The organism is Manganibacter manganicus (genome assembly GCF_002075885.1).
GTDB lineage: Bacteria > Pseudomonadota > Alphaproteobacteria > Rhizobiales > Rhizobiaceae > Mesorhizobium > Mesorhizobium manganicum.
The window spans coordinates 13,974-28,252 of the sequence record NZ_MDET01000013.1 but is presented as its reverse complement, the minus strand read 5'-3'; the positions used below and the strand labels follow the sequence as shown (position 1 = coordinate 28,252).

Genomic DNA, 14,279 nt, shown 5'->3' with positions numbered 1-14,279 from the left:
ATGTCGGACATGCTGCCGAGCTGTGCGACGCCGTCGTTGTCGCCTCGTGACGCTATCTGGGCGGTGGAACGACTATAGAAATAGGCCCGGGAAGGATGGCGCGAACAGCCCTTTGTGAGGCCGAAGGATGCGCTACACGGATGGCGGGCACATGCCATTCGGCGAGCCAGCTGCAACTGTCGTGACACTTCGCGGCGGCGTCGGGGGAAACGGGCGCGGCATCGTCACCATCATTCTCGGTCACATCATACCCAAGAGAGACGAAATTGACTGCCTCCTCACCGGCTGCGGCCGATGGCAGCGCGGCGTGGAGGTTAACGAAAAAAAGAAGAAGAAGTACGAGCAGTGTTCTGGCCATCGCGTCATTCGTTCGGCGAGTGAGGGTCGGCCATCGCAGCATCGGGACGGCTTATCGGCACCGATGTGAGTGAGGTTCGTTTCGCCAGCGCGGACCGGCCGCTGCGCTCGAGCAGTTTGCGGAAGCTCGGATGCATGCCGCCATCGGCGTAGGCGTGAGCCGAAAGCGTGCTGCCCGCGGAAAGGAGGCCTTCCGCCACAAGGCGATCGGATTGTGTACGGGCAGCAACCAGGGGATCGGCGGCGTTCAAGACCGGCGGGCACGCGGCAAGCACGTCACGAGGCCCGGCCCCCTCGAACTCCTTGTCGAAGACATAGCGCCCCTCGCAATAGGAGACTTTCGGCTGGCGTCGCGTGACCTCGAAGATGTCATACCCCTGCTTGAGGTCCGACCAGAAGGCGAAGTTGGGATCATTCCGGTTCTTCGCCATGTTTTTGGGCGTCATGCGGAACGGAAATGCCTGCACCTGGAACGAACCCTGGCCGCCTTTCAGGGCCTCACGCGCCACCGCATAGATCTCACCGACACCTTCGTCGGTCAGCGCGTAGCAACCGGACGACGAGCAGGCCCCATGCACCATCAACGCCTCGCCGGTATAGCCGAGAGCCGCTTCGAGCTTGTTTGGATAGCCGAGGTTGAAGGACAGGTAGTATTGGGAATTGGGATTCAGCATCCCCGCGGAGACATGATAGAAGCCCTCAGGCGCCTGCCGATCCCCGTTTTCTTTCTTAGGTCCAAGCTTTCCGGACCACCGACACATCGGGTAGGTCTTGAGCAGGGCGAATTTGCCGCTGCGGTCGCGTTTCCAGATCTCCAGTTCACTTTCCTGCTTGAAGATCCTGACCAGAATCGGCTCTGAGGGCGTCATCGACTTGCGTGACATGTCCCCCAGGAGGGTGGCGGGAATTGGTTGTGTTGCCTTGCCGTCGACGTCAAGAACAGTGGACACGCATGCGCTCAGAAGGAGCGCCAGCGCCACGAATCCGCACATTCTTATAATCGTCAGCACCACAACCAGCCATTCCGTCGGCCCAACCATGCCGCCGACCCTGCGTATTGTTCGCCTATCATAGTTAAAATGACGTTTCCGCTGACAAATGCGCGAGCGTCAAAGAACCGCAGCAACAAAATGCCTATCTCCGCTCCAAATCGGCTAGAAGACACGGCACTGAAGAGTGAGGAAGCTGCGAAATGTCCGACGCATTGGAACGCATCAGCGCTGAAGACACCCGGACGCTTGCGCGTGGAAGAAAGTGGACGAATTCGATTGTGTTTGGGTTTCTGGCGGCTTTTGTCGTCGCCGTCTACCTGTTCAGCTTCAACCACGTCCGGAATGAGGCAGGCGCGCCCCAGCCCTCTCCCGGAACGGAAGTAACTGAGTGATCACCTACACTTGAGTGGCGTTCCGCAGCCCTAGATGGGAGAGTCGGCCACAGGTATTCGGCTTCGGTCCCGGTTCAATGGTCTTGCGCATAGTTGCGTTTTTTGCTGTCGGTGCGGCAGCCTATGTGTTCCTCGCCACAACGTTCTGGCTGGTCTGTGTTGTGCTTGGGCACAACACACTGGAGATGATGTACGGAGGGACCGCCGTTTACCTCTTTACGCTCGCCGCGGCTGTGGAAGGCGCTTGGCTTTTGCCAGAAGAGATCAGAAGCTCTTCTTCATTGACAAGGCTGACCCAACGGTTCAGGTCTTCCTTCGACTGACGCTTGAGATAGTAAATCTCCGTATCCTTCCACAGGACGACCTTCTGCTCCAGGTTGTCAAGAATGAAGTCACCAAGATCGGTGACGACGGTCAGGACAGCGTGTCCCCCGCCTTTGGCATCACGGGCGACCGTCATCAGAAGGGCCCCCAGAGGATAGCCCATCTCGTTCAGCCGCTTGCGCTTCAGGAGAGCGTAGTCTTCGCAGTCGCCCACCGTCGTCGGGTATTCCCACCGCTCTTCGACCCCGAAGATCTCGATATCGGTCAGCGGCGCGACCGCTGAATTCACCTCGGCATTGACAGAGACGATCTCACGCCAGCGTGGCTCGGTGAGCTTGATCATCGTGCTTCCAGGCCCGCGAGCACATTCTTCTCGATAGCGCCGGCAATACTCGTAGTAGCCCACCGGCATGGTTGTCGCACCGAAGGTGTGCATGTTGCGGGCGCTGGTCGGCTGGGTGGGATTGAATTGAAAGGCGTTGGCCGAAGCCATAACGCAGGAAATCCCAAGCACCAGAGCGCTGACAATAAAGCGTATCATTTGACTGTCTCCCATACGTTTGGGAAACAGATACGAGATAAGCCTCAAAATGACGCAAAATCAGTAGGTTAAATTAAGTTCGAACTATCGACGAATTGTTGGGACTCCTGCAAGACTCCGTTCACCAATGCGATCGGTACGCCAACTATCAGTCGATAGCGATATCTCCCTGGCCATGATGATGTATCGTCAGCTGGTCACGGGATTGTACGATGTTGGCCATAACCTCCAGTTCCTGGCCGCCTTCGAAGGCGAGCGTAAAACGGATGCTACCCAGTTTGTCAGGTCGGGGTAACGGTTCTTCGAGCAGGAGGCGAGTGCCATCAGCACGCATCGTCAATTCGGCATGCCCAGGCACGGGAATAATTCCTTCCACTGGCAGTGAGTTGGTTGGATCTGAACCGAGGTTGGATCGCATGATGGAGATTCTGCCGAATGCGTCGCTTCGGATCGCCTCAAGGCTCACCTGCTGATTCGTCCCGTTCCAGATCGTCAGATAGCCTTCTGCGGTGGCGCCATCACGGCCTGGTACTAGGATCTCTGCGTGTTCAACAATCACAAGTTGCGGCGGGTTCGCATGATCGATCTGGTTGTTTGACGCTTCCAGCGGTGTGGCTGCAAACAAGGCGGCGAGAGCCGAGGCCGGCAGAAGTGCACTTTTCACGCGGTCTTGTCTCCTAGGTAAGCGTTGATCGCGTGTTCCAGTATAATCTGGCAAACTTACGATCCTGCTTCCAGGATGGTGCGGCGATTGAACGCGTTGGCTGGGGAAGATTGTCAATCATAATAGCTATAGTAGCTGGAGAAAAAGATGCTGACGATCGGAGAGCTCTCACGTGCAACAGGTGTTAAAATCCCGACGATTCGCTATTATGAGCAGATGGGATTGATGGCTGCGGCCGAGCGGTCCGGAGGGAACCAGCGACGGTACGAACCTCAAGACCGGGATCGTCTTTCCTTTATCAAGCACGCGCGCGATCTGGGTTTCACAATTGAGGCCATTCGGGAGTTGCTGGAGCTAAGCGCCCATCCGGAACGTCCATGCGCGGACGCGGATACGATCGCCATCCGACAGCTCCAGATCGTCCGTAACAAAATCGCAAAGCTCCGGCCCCTGGAAAAGGAGCTCGAGCGCATAGCGGCCTGCTGCCACGGCGATAGTATAAGGGATTGCTACGTTCTGCAGTCTCTCGCGAACCACGATATGTGCGTAAGCGAGCACTAGACTAGGAGGTCTCGCCCTCGGATTCATAGTTGCCCGCGCCGGTGTAGCTGCACTTCACGAGATCTGTCATCAAGCCCGCGAACAGTTTTCCTCAGCGACCAAGGATCATGCCAGTCGCGCCTCTTCGGCGATCTGGGACAATCGGATGAATTCAAGGCTGAGATGGAGCGGTTCGGTGCCGCGGTCAAGGCTCTGATTGCGGCATCGGAAGCCGGGAATCTTGACGGAATGAGAGTGCCCTTCAAGGATATTGGCAGTCCTGCTCAAGGTGCCATCAGAAGTTTCGTCTGTCTGAGTAGGATATCGCTCGGCTCGCTTGGACCTACCTGCCGCCGCAACGCGCATACGGTCGATCATGCGTGTCGAAGCCGGGTCAATGCCGCTAGAGACGAAGGAAAGTATCCAGGCACCAAGGGAAGCACACAAGGCGATACGAACGAAATAGCGCCTGCTATAACAGCGGTCGCCAATCCAACCGCCGACACGTCAATCAGCATTACTCTTTCCGCCACCGCTCTGATGGCAGATCGCCTTCAGCGGCACAGACTTATTTGATGCCGCGCCAACCGAGCAGGCGCATCGCATTCGCTGTTACGAGCACGGTGGCCCCGGTATCCGCAAGGATCGCTGGCCAGAGTCCGGTGATGCCGGCAACCGTGGTCACCAAGAATACAGCCTTTAGACCAAGCGAGATGGTTATGTTCTGGAAGATGTTGCTCATTGTGGCGCGCGACAGTGCCACCATGTTGGCAACATCCATCACCCGCCCGTGTAGAACAGCCGCGTCGGCAGTCTCGAGTGCAACGTCCGTGCCGCCTCCCATGGCGATGCCGACGTCTGCGGCTGCAAGGGCCGGCGCATCGTTGATGCCATCACCGACTTTTGCGACGATCTCGCCGGCCTTCTGCATCTCGCTGACGATCCGCTGCTTGTCTTGAGGCATCAACTCCGCGCGCGGCACTATTCCGAGGGACGCTGCGATGACTGCGGCTGTCCTCTTGTTGTCGCCAGTGAGCATGACAGCAGAAATGCCGAGTTCCTTAAGCGCGGCAATGCCCGTTGCCGCATCAGCACGGGGTTCGTCTCGCATGGCGAGCAAGCCGGCGACCTGTTTATTGGCGAGGAGTACCGAGACGGTCTTTCCCTGATCGTTGAGGCTGGTGATCCGCTCGCGGAGCTCTTGGGAGAGCTGAGCCCGCTTCTCGGCGGCCTGTGGCGAGCCAAGAAAGAGGGATGTGCCGTTTACCGTACCGACGACTCCTTCGCCGCCAATTGCCTTTGCGTCACTCGCTGACGTCGGCTCGTATCCGTTCTCCCGTGCTTTCGCCAGGATGGCGACGGCGAGTGGGTGGCTCGAGCCGATTTCGAGATTGGCGGCCAATTCCAATGTTTCTTTTTCCGAGCGGGACGCGCCAACGACGTCCGTGACCTTTGGTTTTCCTTCGGTGAGAGTGCCCGTCTTGTCGAAAGCCACCTTCGTCACTTTTCGGAAGGATTCCAGAACCGCGCCGCCCTTCATAAGCAGGCCTCTTCGCGCGCCTGCCGAAAGGCTGGCAGCGATCGCTGCGGGCGTGGAGATGACGAGTGCACATGGGCATCCGATAAGCAGGATCGCCAATCCCTTGTAGATCCACCCCGACCAGTCACCCCCAAAAGCCAACGGCGGAACAATTGCTACAAGGGCGGCCACGGCCATGACGCCAGGGGTATAGTAGGTCGAGAACCGGTCGATGAAGCGCTCGGTCGGCGCTTTTGATTCCTGCGCCTGTTCCACCAGTTCAATAATTCGTGAGATGGTATTGTCAGCCGCTGCTGCCGTAACCTTGACGCGAATGGCGGCGTCCTGGTTGATGGTGCCCGCAAAGACCTGATCCTCGGGGCCCTTCGTCTTGGGAACGGACTCGCCCGTTACTGGCGATTCATCGATGGACGTGCTCCCTGAGAGGATGACGCCATCCGCCGGAACGCGGTCGCCGGGCCGTACCAGTATTGTCGACCCAACGGCGACGCTTTCGGCCTGGACCTCCGTCGTCTTGCCGTTGTCCTCGACCAGCGCTGTTTTCGGAACAAGTGTGGCCAGAGCCTTGATGCTGGCACGCGCGCGACCGGCTGCGACGCCCTCCAACAACTCGCCGACCAGGAACAGGAAAACAACGGCAGCCGCCTCCTCGCTGGCGTCGATAATGACGGCGCCGACCGCTGCGATTGTCATCAGCGTTTCTATGGTAAATGGGGAGCCGTTGAGTGCGGCCATCACCGCGCGCCGAGCGATCGGAACAAGGCCGACGGCCATAGCTGCGATGAAGGCCCATGTCTCGTAAGCCGGCACAAGCTTGCCGACAACGAATGCTGCAAGGAGCGCAAGGCCGCAAAAAATCGTTAGCCTTGCCTTTGTCGTCTTCCACCACGGTCCTTCCTCATTGCCGTGGTCGTGACCGTGGAGCCCGGCAACGCCCTTGTCGCCCTCGTGGGAGTCGGCTACCGCGCGCGAATTCCTGGCGCCTGCATCGTCGTATTTCGCCGTCGCAGCGGGGGAAACCTTGTAGCCGAGGCTTTCGACACGCTTCTTGATCTGGGATTGGTCGGCCTCCGTTCTGTGGCTGACGGTCATCGTTCCCGCAGTCACGGAAACCGTCACCTCTTCTATCCCCTCGATCCGCCTTACCGCCGTGTCAATCTTCTGCGCGCAACTCGCGCAATCCATGCCTTCGACACGATATCGGCTTTGCAAAAGCAGTGGGTCGTGTGCGTCATCGCCGTGGTCGTGATCAGAGTGATCATGTTCGTGATGGTGTCCGCCTTGGCTATGATCATGATCGGAATGGTCATGAGCAACAGCCTTGACCTCCCCCATTGACCTTGCCGTTGAGGGCTTTGCAGCGGCAGGGCTCACTTTGTAGCCTAGGCTTTCGATGCGCTTCGACATGCTTGCTAAGTCGGCAACGGGTCGATGCGTCACGGTCATCGTTCCTGCGGTCACGGACACGGAAACGTCCTCGACGCCGTTGATGCGCCTGGCAGCCGTGTCAATTTTTTTGGCGCAACTGGCGCAATCCATCCCCTCAACCCGGAAACGGCTTTGCAACATAGACGTGCTCATAAATGGTGCCTTTCGCCCAAATCAATGAAGCATGCTAATTCCTCTAGCAGCTAGAGAGGCAAGAGGCTATTTGTACGGTCTGCTTGGCGTTCCGACGCGCGGCGCGATGGCTCAGTACTGCCAGTCCTACTCGACCGTGTTCGGCGGCTGCCAGGCGACCACTGAAGGGCACGAAGCTGTGTCGTGCTACCGAGAGGCTGTTCTCGACATCAAGCACCGGGTATCGTCGACGAGATGCAGAAGGAGGGTCTCAACGCCGCTAAGGTCCGCGACGGCATCAACGATGCGCCGGCGCTCGCGGCCGCCGGCATCCGCATCGCTATCGCCATGAGCGACACGGATGTCGCGCTCGAGACTGCGGATGCGGTAATCCTTCACAGGCGCATCGAGGACATTTCGCGTATTCTCCGGCTGTCGCGCGGTAATCTGCGGGTTCGGCAGTCAGCCCTCAGACAGGCGAGGCGCTTCGCTTCCTCATGAAGTTGAACGCCGAAGTCGGTTCGGCAAGGCGCGCAGATATTCCTGGATATTTCATTGGCGGAAAGACCGGAACGTCCGAGAAGATCGTGAACGGTCGCTACTCCAGCGACAAAGTGCTGACAGCGTTCATGGTTGTCGCGCCCGCCGATAGGCCGAAATACTTGTTCCTCACCATTTTGGACGAACCAAAGGCTCTCCCAGAGACCCACGGCTTTCGGACGTCGCGGCGAGACGCCAGCAAATCCGTTCCCGAGCATGGCCGTGGCTCACGCTTGGGGGTCCGACAGATTTGCTCCGCTACTACAACCAGAGATGTTGACACTATCCCATGGGGGAGGATAGGAGAAAAGCATCATGACTGATTATCGACATTTCTCCCACTCCGACATCGTGAACCGGCTTAGGCACGCCAAGGGACACATGCGCAGCGTCGTTGCTATGATCGAGGGCGGAAGGTCATGCCTAGACATCACCCAGCAACTGCACGCGGTGGAAAGGGCAGTCGCTCAGGCGAAGCGTAACCTGATCCACGACCATCTCGACCATTGCCTTGAAGAATCCGTCGGGCCGTTGCCACGGGCGAAGCGTGGTTCGATCGATGATTTCAAGGAGATCGCGAGGTACCTCTGATGCTGGCCATCCTCTCGCACCGCATTTACCGCCACCTGTTCCTCGCTCAGGTGATCGCCCTTGTCGGAACGGGACTACTGACGGTCGCCCTCGGGTTGCTCGCCTTCGACCTCGCCGGGGCCGACGCGGGATCTGTGCTCGGCACCGCGCTTGCCATCAAGATGGTCGCTTATGTCGGTGTCGCACCTGTCGCATCCGCCTTCGCCGAACGCCTCCCCCGCCGCGCAATGCTGGTCCTGCTCGACCTGGTGCGCGCCGGTGTGGCGCTCTTCCTGCCCTTCGTCACCGAAGTCTGGCAAATTTACGTGCTGATCTTTGCACTCCAGTCCGCGTCCGCCGCCTTTACGCCGACTTTTCAGGCCACGATTCCCGACATCCTTCCGGACGAGAAGGAATACACGCGCGCCCTTTCTCTCTCCCGACTTGCCTATGACCTTGAGAGCGTCATCAGTCCCATGCTAGCAGCGGTCCTCCTGACCGTTATCTCCTTCCACAGCCTGTTCGCGGGCACGGTCTTCGGCTTCCTCGGCTCGGCCGCACTGGTCGTCTCCGTCGTTCTGCCGAGCCCTAAGCCGTCCAAGCCGCGCGGCATATATGACCGCACGACGCGCGGAATCCGCATCTATCTCGCAACGCCACGCCTGCGTGGTCTGTTGGCGGTCAATCTCGCTGTCGCTTCTGCTGGGGCACTGGTGATCGTCAACACTGTCGTCTACGTGCAGGCGGCGTTCGGGCTGGACCAGCAAGCGATGGCTGTCGCCCTCGGAGCCTTCGGCGGGGGTTCGATGATAGCGGCACTGGCCCTGCCACAACTATTGGAAAGAATCCCAGATCGCACTGCGATGTTCGGCGGAGCAGCCTTGCTGGCAGTCGGAACGCTGGCCGCCGCCGCATTGCCCTCGTATCAGTGGTTGCTCGCGCTGTGGTTCGTGCTGGGGCTGGGGTACTCCATGGCGCAGACCCCTTCCGGTCGCCTGCTACGGCGTTCGGCGCATCCGGAGGACCGTCCGGCGGTCTTCGCCGCGCAGTTTGCGTTGTCGCATGCCTGCTGGCTGGTCGCCTATCCGGTCGCGGGTTGGGCGGGTGCCACGATTGGGCTTCCCGTTACCGCTGTCATTTTGGCCCTGCTGGCAGGCGGGGCAATCGTCATCGCGTTCGCGGTGTGGCCTGCCAATGATCCTGAGGAAGTCGTACACAGTCATGAAAACCTCCCGTCCGACCATCCGCACCTTGTCGAGGCCGAGCGGCACCGTCATGTGCATGCCTTTGTCATCGACGACCTGCACACCGCATGGCCGATGAAGGACTGATGCGCGAGTGGACGTCTTTCTCGCGCTATCAGGCTTGTTCGCTATTGCTTTCGTGGCCGCCACCATTCTCCCGGCACAGTCGGAAGCAGCTCTGATCGGCCTGCAATTGGCTGGCTATCCCATCGTTCTCCTTGTGGTAGTCGCCAGCATAGGAAATACGCTCGGGGCCGTCGTGAACTGGGCGCTCGGACGTGGAGTCGAACGCTTCCGGCATCGGCGCTGGTTCCCTGTCTCCGCCTCTTCTCTGTACCGGGCATCGGCCTGGTACCGGAGGTGGGGCCGCTGGAGCCTGCTGCTGTCATGGGCACCTCTCGGCGGCGACGCGCTCACCGTCGCGGCGGGGGTCATGCGAGAGCCGCTCTGGAGCTTTCTCCTGCTCGTGGGGATCGCCAAGACGGGACGGTACGTCGTCCTCGCTGCGGCGACTGCGGGGCTGATGTCATGATGTGGCTGTTCCAGGATATCGTCGCCATTCAGCGCGAGATTTACCTCGCCTTCGCCGAGCGTAGCCCTTGCTAGCAGGGCTGGAAGAAGTCGCGTGCGTTCAAAAATGCGCCAGCAAGGTAATTGCTAAATCTCTAACTGTAGGTCTTAAGTCCATGAAGCCGCCTGTGTCCCCCCGTGTTTGTCCGTCGTGCCAACGCAAGCTTCCAATTGCGGCAGTGCGCTGCCCTTGGTGCGCCGTAGCTGCGTTGCCAAACTCTTTGCGGCCGGGATGAATGCTCCCACCCTTAAGCGGGCAGTCGGCGATCTAGATGCCAACCTTGTCGCCACCTGGCTTGGCATCACCATCTCCTCGCTCGCCTCGGCTGAATCGACTAGCCCGGCGGATGAGCCCAACTGCTTCTCGCAGCAGGTCAAACCGACCAATGGTCGTGTGATCGGGATCGGGCCAATGAGCGGTCATGCCGGCACCTCCGCACCCGGCACATCAAGCGCGATGGCCCTGAGATCCGCGGTGGCAAGCTTGAGGTAGGGGACCGTCGGCGCGATTGCGATGCCCCAACGGGTCGCCGATGACCTTTTGCGGAACTGACGCGCGCAGCATCTCGACCGCACGTGCATGACGGAAGATGTGTGGTCCACATTTTCCTGGTGGCTTGATGCCGGCATCGCGGAGGCGCGGTCGGATCAAGCTGTATAGCTTCTCTGCAGTCTTCAGGCTCCTGGCGAAGTTTGCGTGCGCGCCGCGATCTAGCTGCGGCTTCTGCGCGATGGCGCTGGCAACGATGTCCCGTTACATCGCGGAGGCTGGATACGTTGACGCTTGGAGGTCAGGAGGTTTGCGTGCCCTAGCGAGTGGTCACAGGTATTTGATGAGGTCCTTGAATTCGTCAATCGACTGGCGACGTTCTTTCGGTCGCGCGCCGACTGTTTCCTCAAGGCAGTGGTCGAGATGATCCTGGATCAGTGTCCGCTTTGCCTGGCTGACTGCCTTCTCAACCGCGTGGAGTTGCTGGGCGATGTCGAGGCAGGGTCGTCCCGCAGCGAACATATCGATGACGCTCCGGAGATGACCTTCGGCACGCTTCAGGCGCTTGACGATGTCCGGGTGCGAAGCGTGAATGTGATCAGTCATGGCTCTTGCTATCCCCCTGGTGAGGATATTGTCAAGCCAACTCCTAGCGGAGCTTCCGTTGAACTTATGCTCGATGGCATTTTCGTGATCGCGATTATCTCCTACACGACGCCATGAAACGGGCTTTGATCAACAGGACGTGGTCGGGTGGATCACGATTGTCGTTCAATCCGGATCTTCGGAACGCAGCAGCCTGAACGTCAATAGTGCGTACTTTTACATAGCACGGACAGGGCAGGTAACTCGACGTTACGGTATCTGGGAGGAGGCAAGCGCCACCGCCTTTACTGCGTTTCAAACGTCCGTGTCTGCCAAACCGTTTCTTTCAATTACAAACGCTCTAAAAGCCTCCAGCGTCTCGCCGCTGACGTGATGCTCGATGCCCTCAGAGTCGATGCGTGCAGTTTCGAGGCTGATACCGAGCGCGCAGAGAAAGGCTTCGACAATCTGGTGCCGCTCACGGCTTTTTTCAGCGAGGCTTTTTCCCTCGTCGGTGAGGAATACGCCACGATAACGGCGTTGCTGGATGAGACCGTCCGCTGCAAGCCTCTTCAGCATCTTGGCGACGGTCGGCTGAGCTACTCCGAGGCGTTGGGCAATATCCACCTGGCGTGCTTCACCCCCATGGTCGATGAGATCAGCAATCAGCTCGACGTAATCTTCGACGAGCTCGGCTCGGCGATTGTTACGCGTCTGGCGAAAGCTTTCGACCTGGGCGTCTGCGTCCACCAATGCGGTCGGATTGTTGCTGACGTCCGCATTTTCTTTCATTCGAGTTCTACTCCTCATCATAATGCACCATAACACGGAATCATAGCTATTGCTATTAGTCATAACACGACACGGGGAATCTTTCCTAACTAGACAAAATTCCAAAGTGCTTACCAGTTGATCCTAGAAATTAGCCGTTGCTATAATTAAGGCCCCGTGCTTATCTTTAACGAACGTGCTATTAAGAGCGGGATCCGATGCGCAACTGGCTGCCTTTTAATCTAAACCGCCGCGGCTTTCTGGGCGCGGGACTTCTTGCGGCCGGTGGTGCTGCGCTCAGCGCAAAAAACGCTTCGGGGCAGGCCGATCCATCCGGGCACGGACCCGGACATCAGGCGACAGCTTCGCCAGATGTCGGTGCCATGCCTGCTCACCGCGCCGCCCATGGTGCGATGATCACAGTCGGTGATGTGAGCAGCGAGCGCAACGGCTTTGATCCGATGGCCATGCTCACTGACTGGGACCGGGGAACGGTGTCGACACAGTCCGATGGGCGCACGCTACGCACCTTTGTGGTTACCGCCGAGGACAAGGAAATCGAGATCGCGCCGGGCGTCATGTTTCCGGCCTGGACCTTCAATGGGCGCGTGCCCGGTCCCGCGCTCCGCGCCGTCGAGGGCGAGCGGCTCAGGATCGTGTTCCAGAACAACGGTTCGCATCCTCATTCCATGCATTTTCACGGCATTCACGCCGCAAGAATGGACGGCGTCCCCGGCGCCGGTCTCATCAATCCGGGCGAGGAATTCATTTATGAGTTCGACGCCAAGCCGTTCGGTTGCCACCTGTATCATTGCCACGCCTTTCCGCTGGCGCGGCATATGCACAAGGGAATGTATGGGCTCTTCGTCGTCGATCCTGACCCCGCTCGCCATCCGGGTATGGAGGACGTTGCGCGCTCCCGTCTCTTCGGTACACCCGAAAACGTCGAGTGGCAGGAAATGGCGATGGTGATGAACGCCTTCGACACGACGTTCGACGGTGAGAACGAGTTTTACGCCTGTAACACAGTTGCCCATTGCTACGCCAAAGAGCCGATCAAGATCGTACGCAATCGGCCGGTTCGCATCTACCTGGTCAATGTCACCGAGTTCGACCCGATCAACTCGTTCCACCTGCACGCGAACTTCTTCAACTATTTTGATCAAGGTACGACGCTGACGCCGACGCTTCAGACGGTCGACCTAATCACACAGTGCCAAGCGCAACGCGGTATTCTGGAGTTCACCTTCAAGGATCACGAGCCGGGTCTGTATATGTTTCACGCGCACCAATCCGAATTCACTGAATTGGGCTGGATGGGCATGTTCGATGTTGTAGAGGCTGTATCATGAACGAGCGGGTCACGACCGAGAGCCTGGAGCCTGGAGTAACTCCCGCCTCGACGCGAAAGCGGGTCACTCTTCTATGGCTTCTCATGCCGTTGGTGGTGCTTGGGTTGGCGATCGCCTGGCTCTATTCGGCGAATCCGCTTTCCAGCTTCAATAATGGAGCGCCGCCAGTAGAAAACCTGACCGTCGAACGCACGATCCTCGATCAAAGCGGTTTTCGCTTGCTCGTTCGCGCTGGTGGTTCCGAACCGATGAAGATTGCGCAGGTGCAGGTCGATGCCGCCTATTGGGAGTTCACGCAAACGCCGGCGGGGCCGATCGCCCGTGGCGACACCGCGTGGATCAGCTTGCCTTTCCCCTGGATGCTTGGCGAGGCGCACAAGGTGACGTTTGTCACGAACACCGGCGCGGCGTTCGATCATGAAATTCCCGTTGCCGTGCCGACCCCCGCCGTCACATCCGCAAACCTTGTCGCACAGGCATTGCTCGGTGCCTTTGTCGGCATTCTTCCCGTCGCCATCGGTCTGATGTTCTACCCAGCACTCCGTGGTGCCGGGCAATCGACTATGAACTTCCTGCTCGCAATGACCATCGGGTTGCTTGGGTTCCTGTTGGTAGACACGATTGAGGACGCGCTGGAGTTCGCGGGCGAATCCGCTGCGATTTTCCAAGGGCCTGCAATGGTTGTTCTTGCCGCCGCGGCAAGCTTTCTTCTGCTCATGGGTGTGTCCCGACGGGGGGGGCGCCCAAGCGGGTTGGCGCTCGCGACCTATATCGCCATCGGGATTGGTCTTCACAATCTCGGCGAAGGGCTTGCGATCGGTGCAGCCTTTGCCGCCGGGGCGGCAGGGCTCGGGACCTTCCTGGTGATGGGATTCACGCTACACAATATCACTGAAGGAATTGGCATTGCCGCGCCGATCCTCAAGGTGAGGCCACCGCTGTGGACATTCGCAGGGCTGGCGCTGCTTGCCGGCGGCCCGGCAGTGATCGGCATGTGGATAGGCAGCCTCGCCTATGCCCCACAATGGTCGGCGCTGGCGCTCGCCATTGGAGCAGGTGCGATCTTGCAGGTGGTTATCGAGGTCAGCCTGTATCTCAAGCGCTCGGACGGGCGGGGTTCGTCGATGATGCTTTCGCCGCCGGTCCTTGCTGGTCTCGCCGTCGGCGTAGGCTTCATGTACGCGACCGCGATGCTCGTTAAGATTTGATGGCATCCTCGTTCTAAGGCGATATTCCTGCCCTGCACA

General features: G+C 59.1%; 16 protein-coding genes and 1 pseudogene. 10 read left to right on the top strand and 7 right to left on the bottom strand.

Going from position 1 to position 14,279, the window contains the following annotated elements; genetic code table 11:
• Nucleotides 1-362 precede the first annotated feature (362 nt).
• Entirely contained in the window at nt 363-1,349 is a 987-nt protein-coding gene (locus BFN67_RS10410) for a L,D-transpeptidase family protein (protein ID WP_080919627.1), read from the bottom strand.
• A 200-nt stretch (nt 1,350-1,549) separates the two neighbouring features.
• On the opposite strand from BFN67_RS10410, the gene BFN67_RS23970 reads away from it, so the two are divergent.
• On the top strand, nt 1,550-1,741 hold the full coding sequence (locus tag BFN67_RS23970; protein WP_139789121.1) for a hypothetical protein: 192 nt from the start codon (nt 1,550-1,552) through the stop codon (nt 1,739-1,741).
• Between the two features lie 208 nt (nt 1,742-1,949).
• On the opposite strand, the gene BFN67_RS10405 is transcribed toward BFN67_RS23970, so the two are convergent.
• Together BFN67_RS10405 and BFN67_RS10400 are read right to left on the bottom strand one after the other, a co-directional pair.
• On the bottom strand, nt 1,950-2,606 hold the full coding sequence (locus BFN67_RS10405; RefSeq protein WP_080919569.1) for a transglutaminase-like cysteine peptidase: 657 nt from the start codon (nt 2,604-2,606) through the stop codon (nt 1,950-1,952).
• A gap of 148 nt (nt 2,607-2,754) precedes the next feature.
• Nucleotides 2,755-3,270 carry a copper chaperone PCu(A)C gene (locus BFN67_RS10400; RefSeq protein ID WP_080919568.1) on the bottom strand — a complete coding sequence of 172 codons (516 nt, stop codon included), beginning with the start codon at nt 3,268-3,270 and terminating at the stop codon, nt 2,755-2,757.
• A 147-nt stretch (nt 3,271-3,417) separates the two neighbouring features.
• Between BFN67_RS10400 and BFN67_RS10395 the strand changes: the two genes are divergently transcribed.
• Nucleotides 3,418-3,831 (top strand): MerR family transcriptional regulator, encoded by a 414-nt coding sequence (locus BFN67_RS10395; protein WP_080919567.1) that lies wholly within the window; start codon nt 3,418-3,420, stop codon nt 3,829-3,831.
• Nucleotides 3,832-4,229: 398 nt separating this feature from the next.
• Here the strand turns inward: BFN67_RS10395 and BFN67_RS24810 are convergent.
• Together BFN67_RS24810 and BFN67_RS10385 are read right to left on the bottom strand one after the other, a co-directional pair.
• A pseudogene (locus BFN67_RS24810) lies at nt 4,230-4,328 on the bottom strand (cytochrome c biogenesis protein CcdA); the annotation flags it as partial.
• A gap of 50 nt (nt 4,329-4,378) precedes the next feature.
• Nucleotides 4,379-6,919, bottom strand: a complete 2,541-nt coding sequence (locus BFN67_RS10385) for a heavy metal translocating P-type ATPase (RefSeq protein WP_080919566.1) — start codon at nt 6,917-6,919, stop codon at nt 4,379-4,381.
• Nucleotides 6,920-7,165: 246 nt separating this feature from the next.
• Here BFN67_RS10385 and BFN67_RS10380 point away from each other — a divergent pair, with 246 nt between their 5' ends.
• The 6 genes from BFN67_RS10380 to BFN67_RS25290 all read left to right on the top strand — a co-directional run bounded on the left by BFN67_RS10380 (nt 7,166) and on the right by BFN67_RS25290 (nt 10,070).
• Nucleotides 7,166-7,411 (top strand): hypothetical protein, encoded by a 246-nt coding sequence (locus BFN67_RS10380; RefSeq protein ID WP_080919565.1) that lies wholly within the window; start codon nt 7,166-7,168, stop codon nt 7,409-7,411.
• Nucleotides 7,408-7,773 (top strand): penicillin-binding transpeptidase domain-containing protein, encoded by a 366-nt coding sequence (locus BFN67_RS10375; RefSeq protein ID WP_080919564.1) that lies wholly within the window; start codon nt 7,408-7,410, stop codon nt 7,771-7,773. Before BFN67_RS10380 ends, BFN67_RS10375 begins: the two co-directional genes overlap by 4 nt.
• Nucleotides 7,766-8,041: a metal-sensing transcriptional repressor gene (locus BFN67_RS10370; RefSeq protein WP_080919563.1), complete on the top strand. Its 276-nt coding sequence runs from the start codon at nt 7,766-7,768 to the stop codon at nt 8,039-8,041. The genes BFN67_RS10375 and BFN67_RS10370 overlap by 8 nt, the downstream gene beginning before the upstream one ends.
• On the top strand, nt 8,041-9,351 hold the full coding sequence (locus BFN67_RS10365) for an MFS transporter (protein WP_080919562.1): 1,311 nt from the start codon (nt 8,041-8,043) through the stop codon (nt 9,349-9,351). The genes BFN67_RS10370 and BFN67_RS10365 overlap by 1 nt, the downstream gene beginning before the upstream one ends.
• A 7-nt stretch (nt 9,352-9,358) precedes the next feature.
• Nucleotides 9,359-9,796, top strand: coding sequence for a YqaA family protein (locus tag BFN67_RS10360; protein WP_080919561.1), 438 nt, complete (start codon nt 9,359-9,361; stop codon nt 9,794-9,796).
• A 154-nt stretch (nt 9,797-9,950) separates the two neighbouring features.
• Entirely contained in the window at nt 9,951-10,070 is a 120-nt protein-coding gene (locus tag BFN67_RS25290; RefSeq protein ID WP_483423524.1) for a zinc ribbon domain-containing protein, read from the top strand.
• A 584-nt stretch (nt 10,071-10,654) separates the two neighbouring features.
• On the opposite strand, the gene BFN67_RS10345 is transcribed toward BFN67_RS25290, so the two are convergent.
• Nucleotides 10,655-10,930: a metal-sensing transcriptional repressor gene (locus BFN67_RS10345; RefSeq protein ID WP_080919560.1), complete on the bottom strand. Its 276-nt coding sequence runs from the start codon at nt 10,928-10,930 to the stop codon at nt 10,655-10,657.
• Between the two features lie 294 nt (nt 10,931-11,224).
• A complete protein-coding gene (gene mntR / locus BFN67_RS10340) occupies nt 11,225-11,701 on the bottom strand; it encodes a manganese-binding transcriptional regulator MntR (RefSeq protein ID WP_080919559.1) in 477 nt (158 codons plus the stop codon).
• 197 nt (nt 11,702-11,898) lie between these two features.
• On the opposite strand from mntR, the gene BFN67_RS10335 reads away from it, so the two are divergent.
• Together BFN67_RS10335 and BFN67_RS10330 are read left to right on the top strand one after the other, a co-directional pair.
• Nucleotides 11,899-13,032 (top strand): multicopper oxidase domain-containing protein, encoded by a 1,134-nt coding sequence (locus BFN67_RS10335; protein WP_080919558.1) that lies wholly within the window; start codon nt 11,899-11,901, stop codon nt 13,030-13,032.
• Nucleotides 13,029-14,240 (top strand): ZIP family metal transporter, encoded by a 1,212-nt coding sequence (locus tag BFN67_RS10330; RefSeq protein ID WP_245295218.1) that lies wholly within the window; start codon nt 13,029-13,031, stop codon nt 14,238-14,240. Before BFN67_RS10335 ends, BFN67_RS10330 begins: the two co-directional genes overlap by 4 nt.
• Nucleotides 14,241-14,279: the final 39 nt, after the last annotated feature.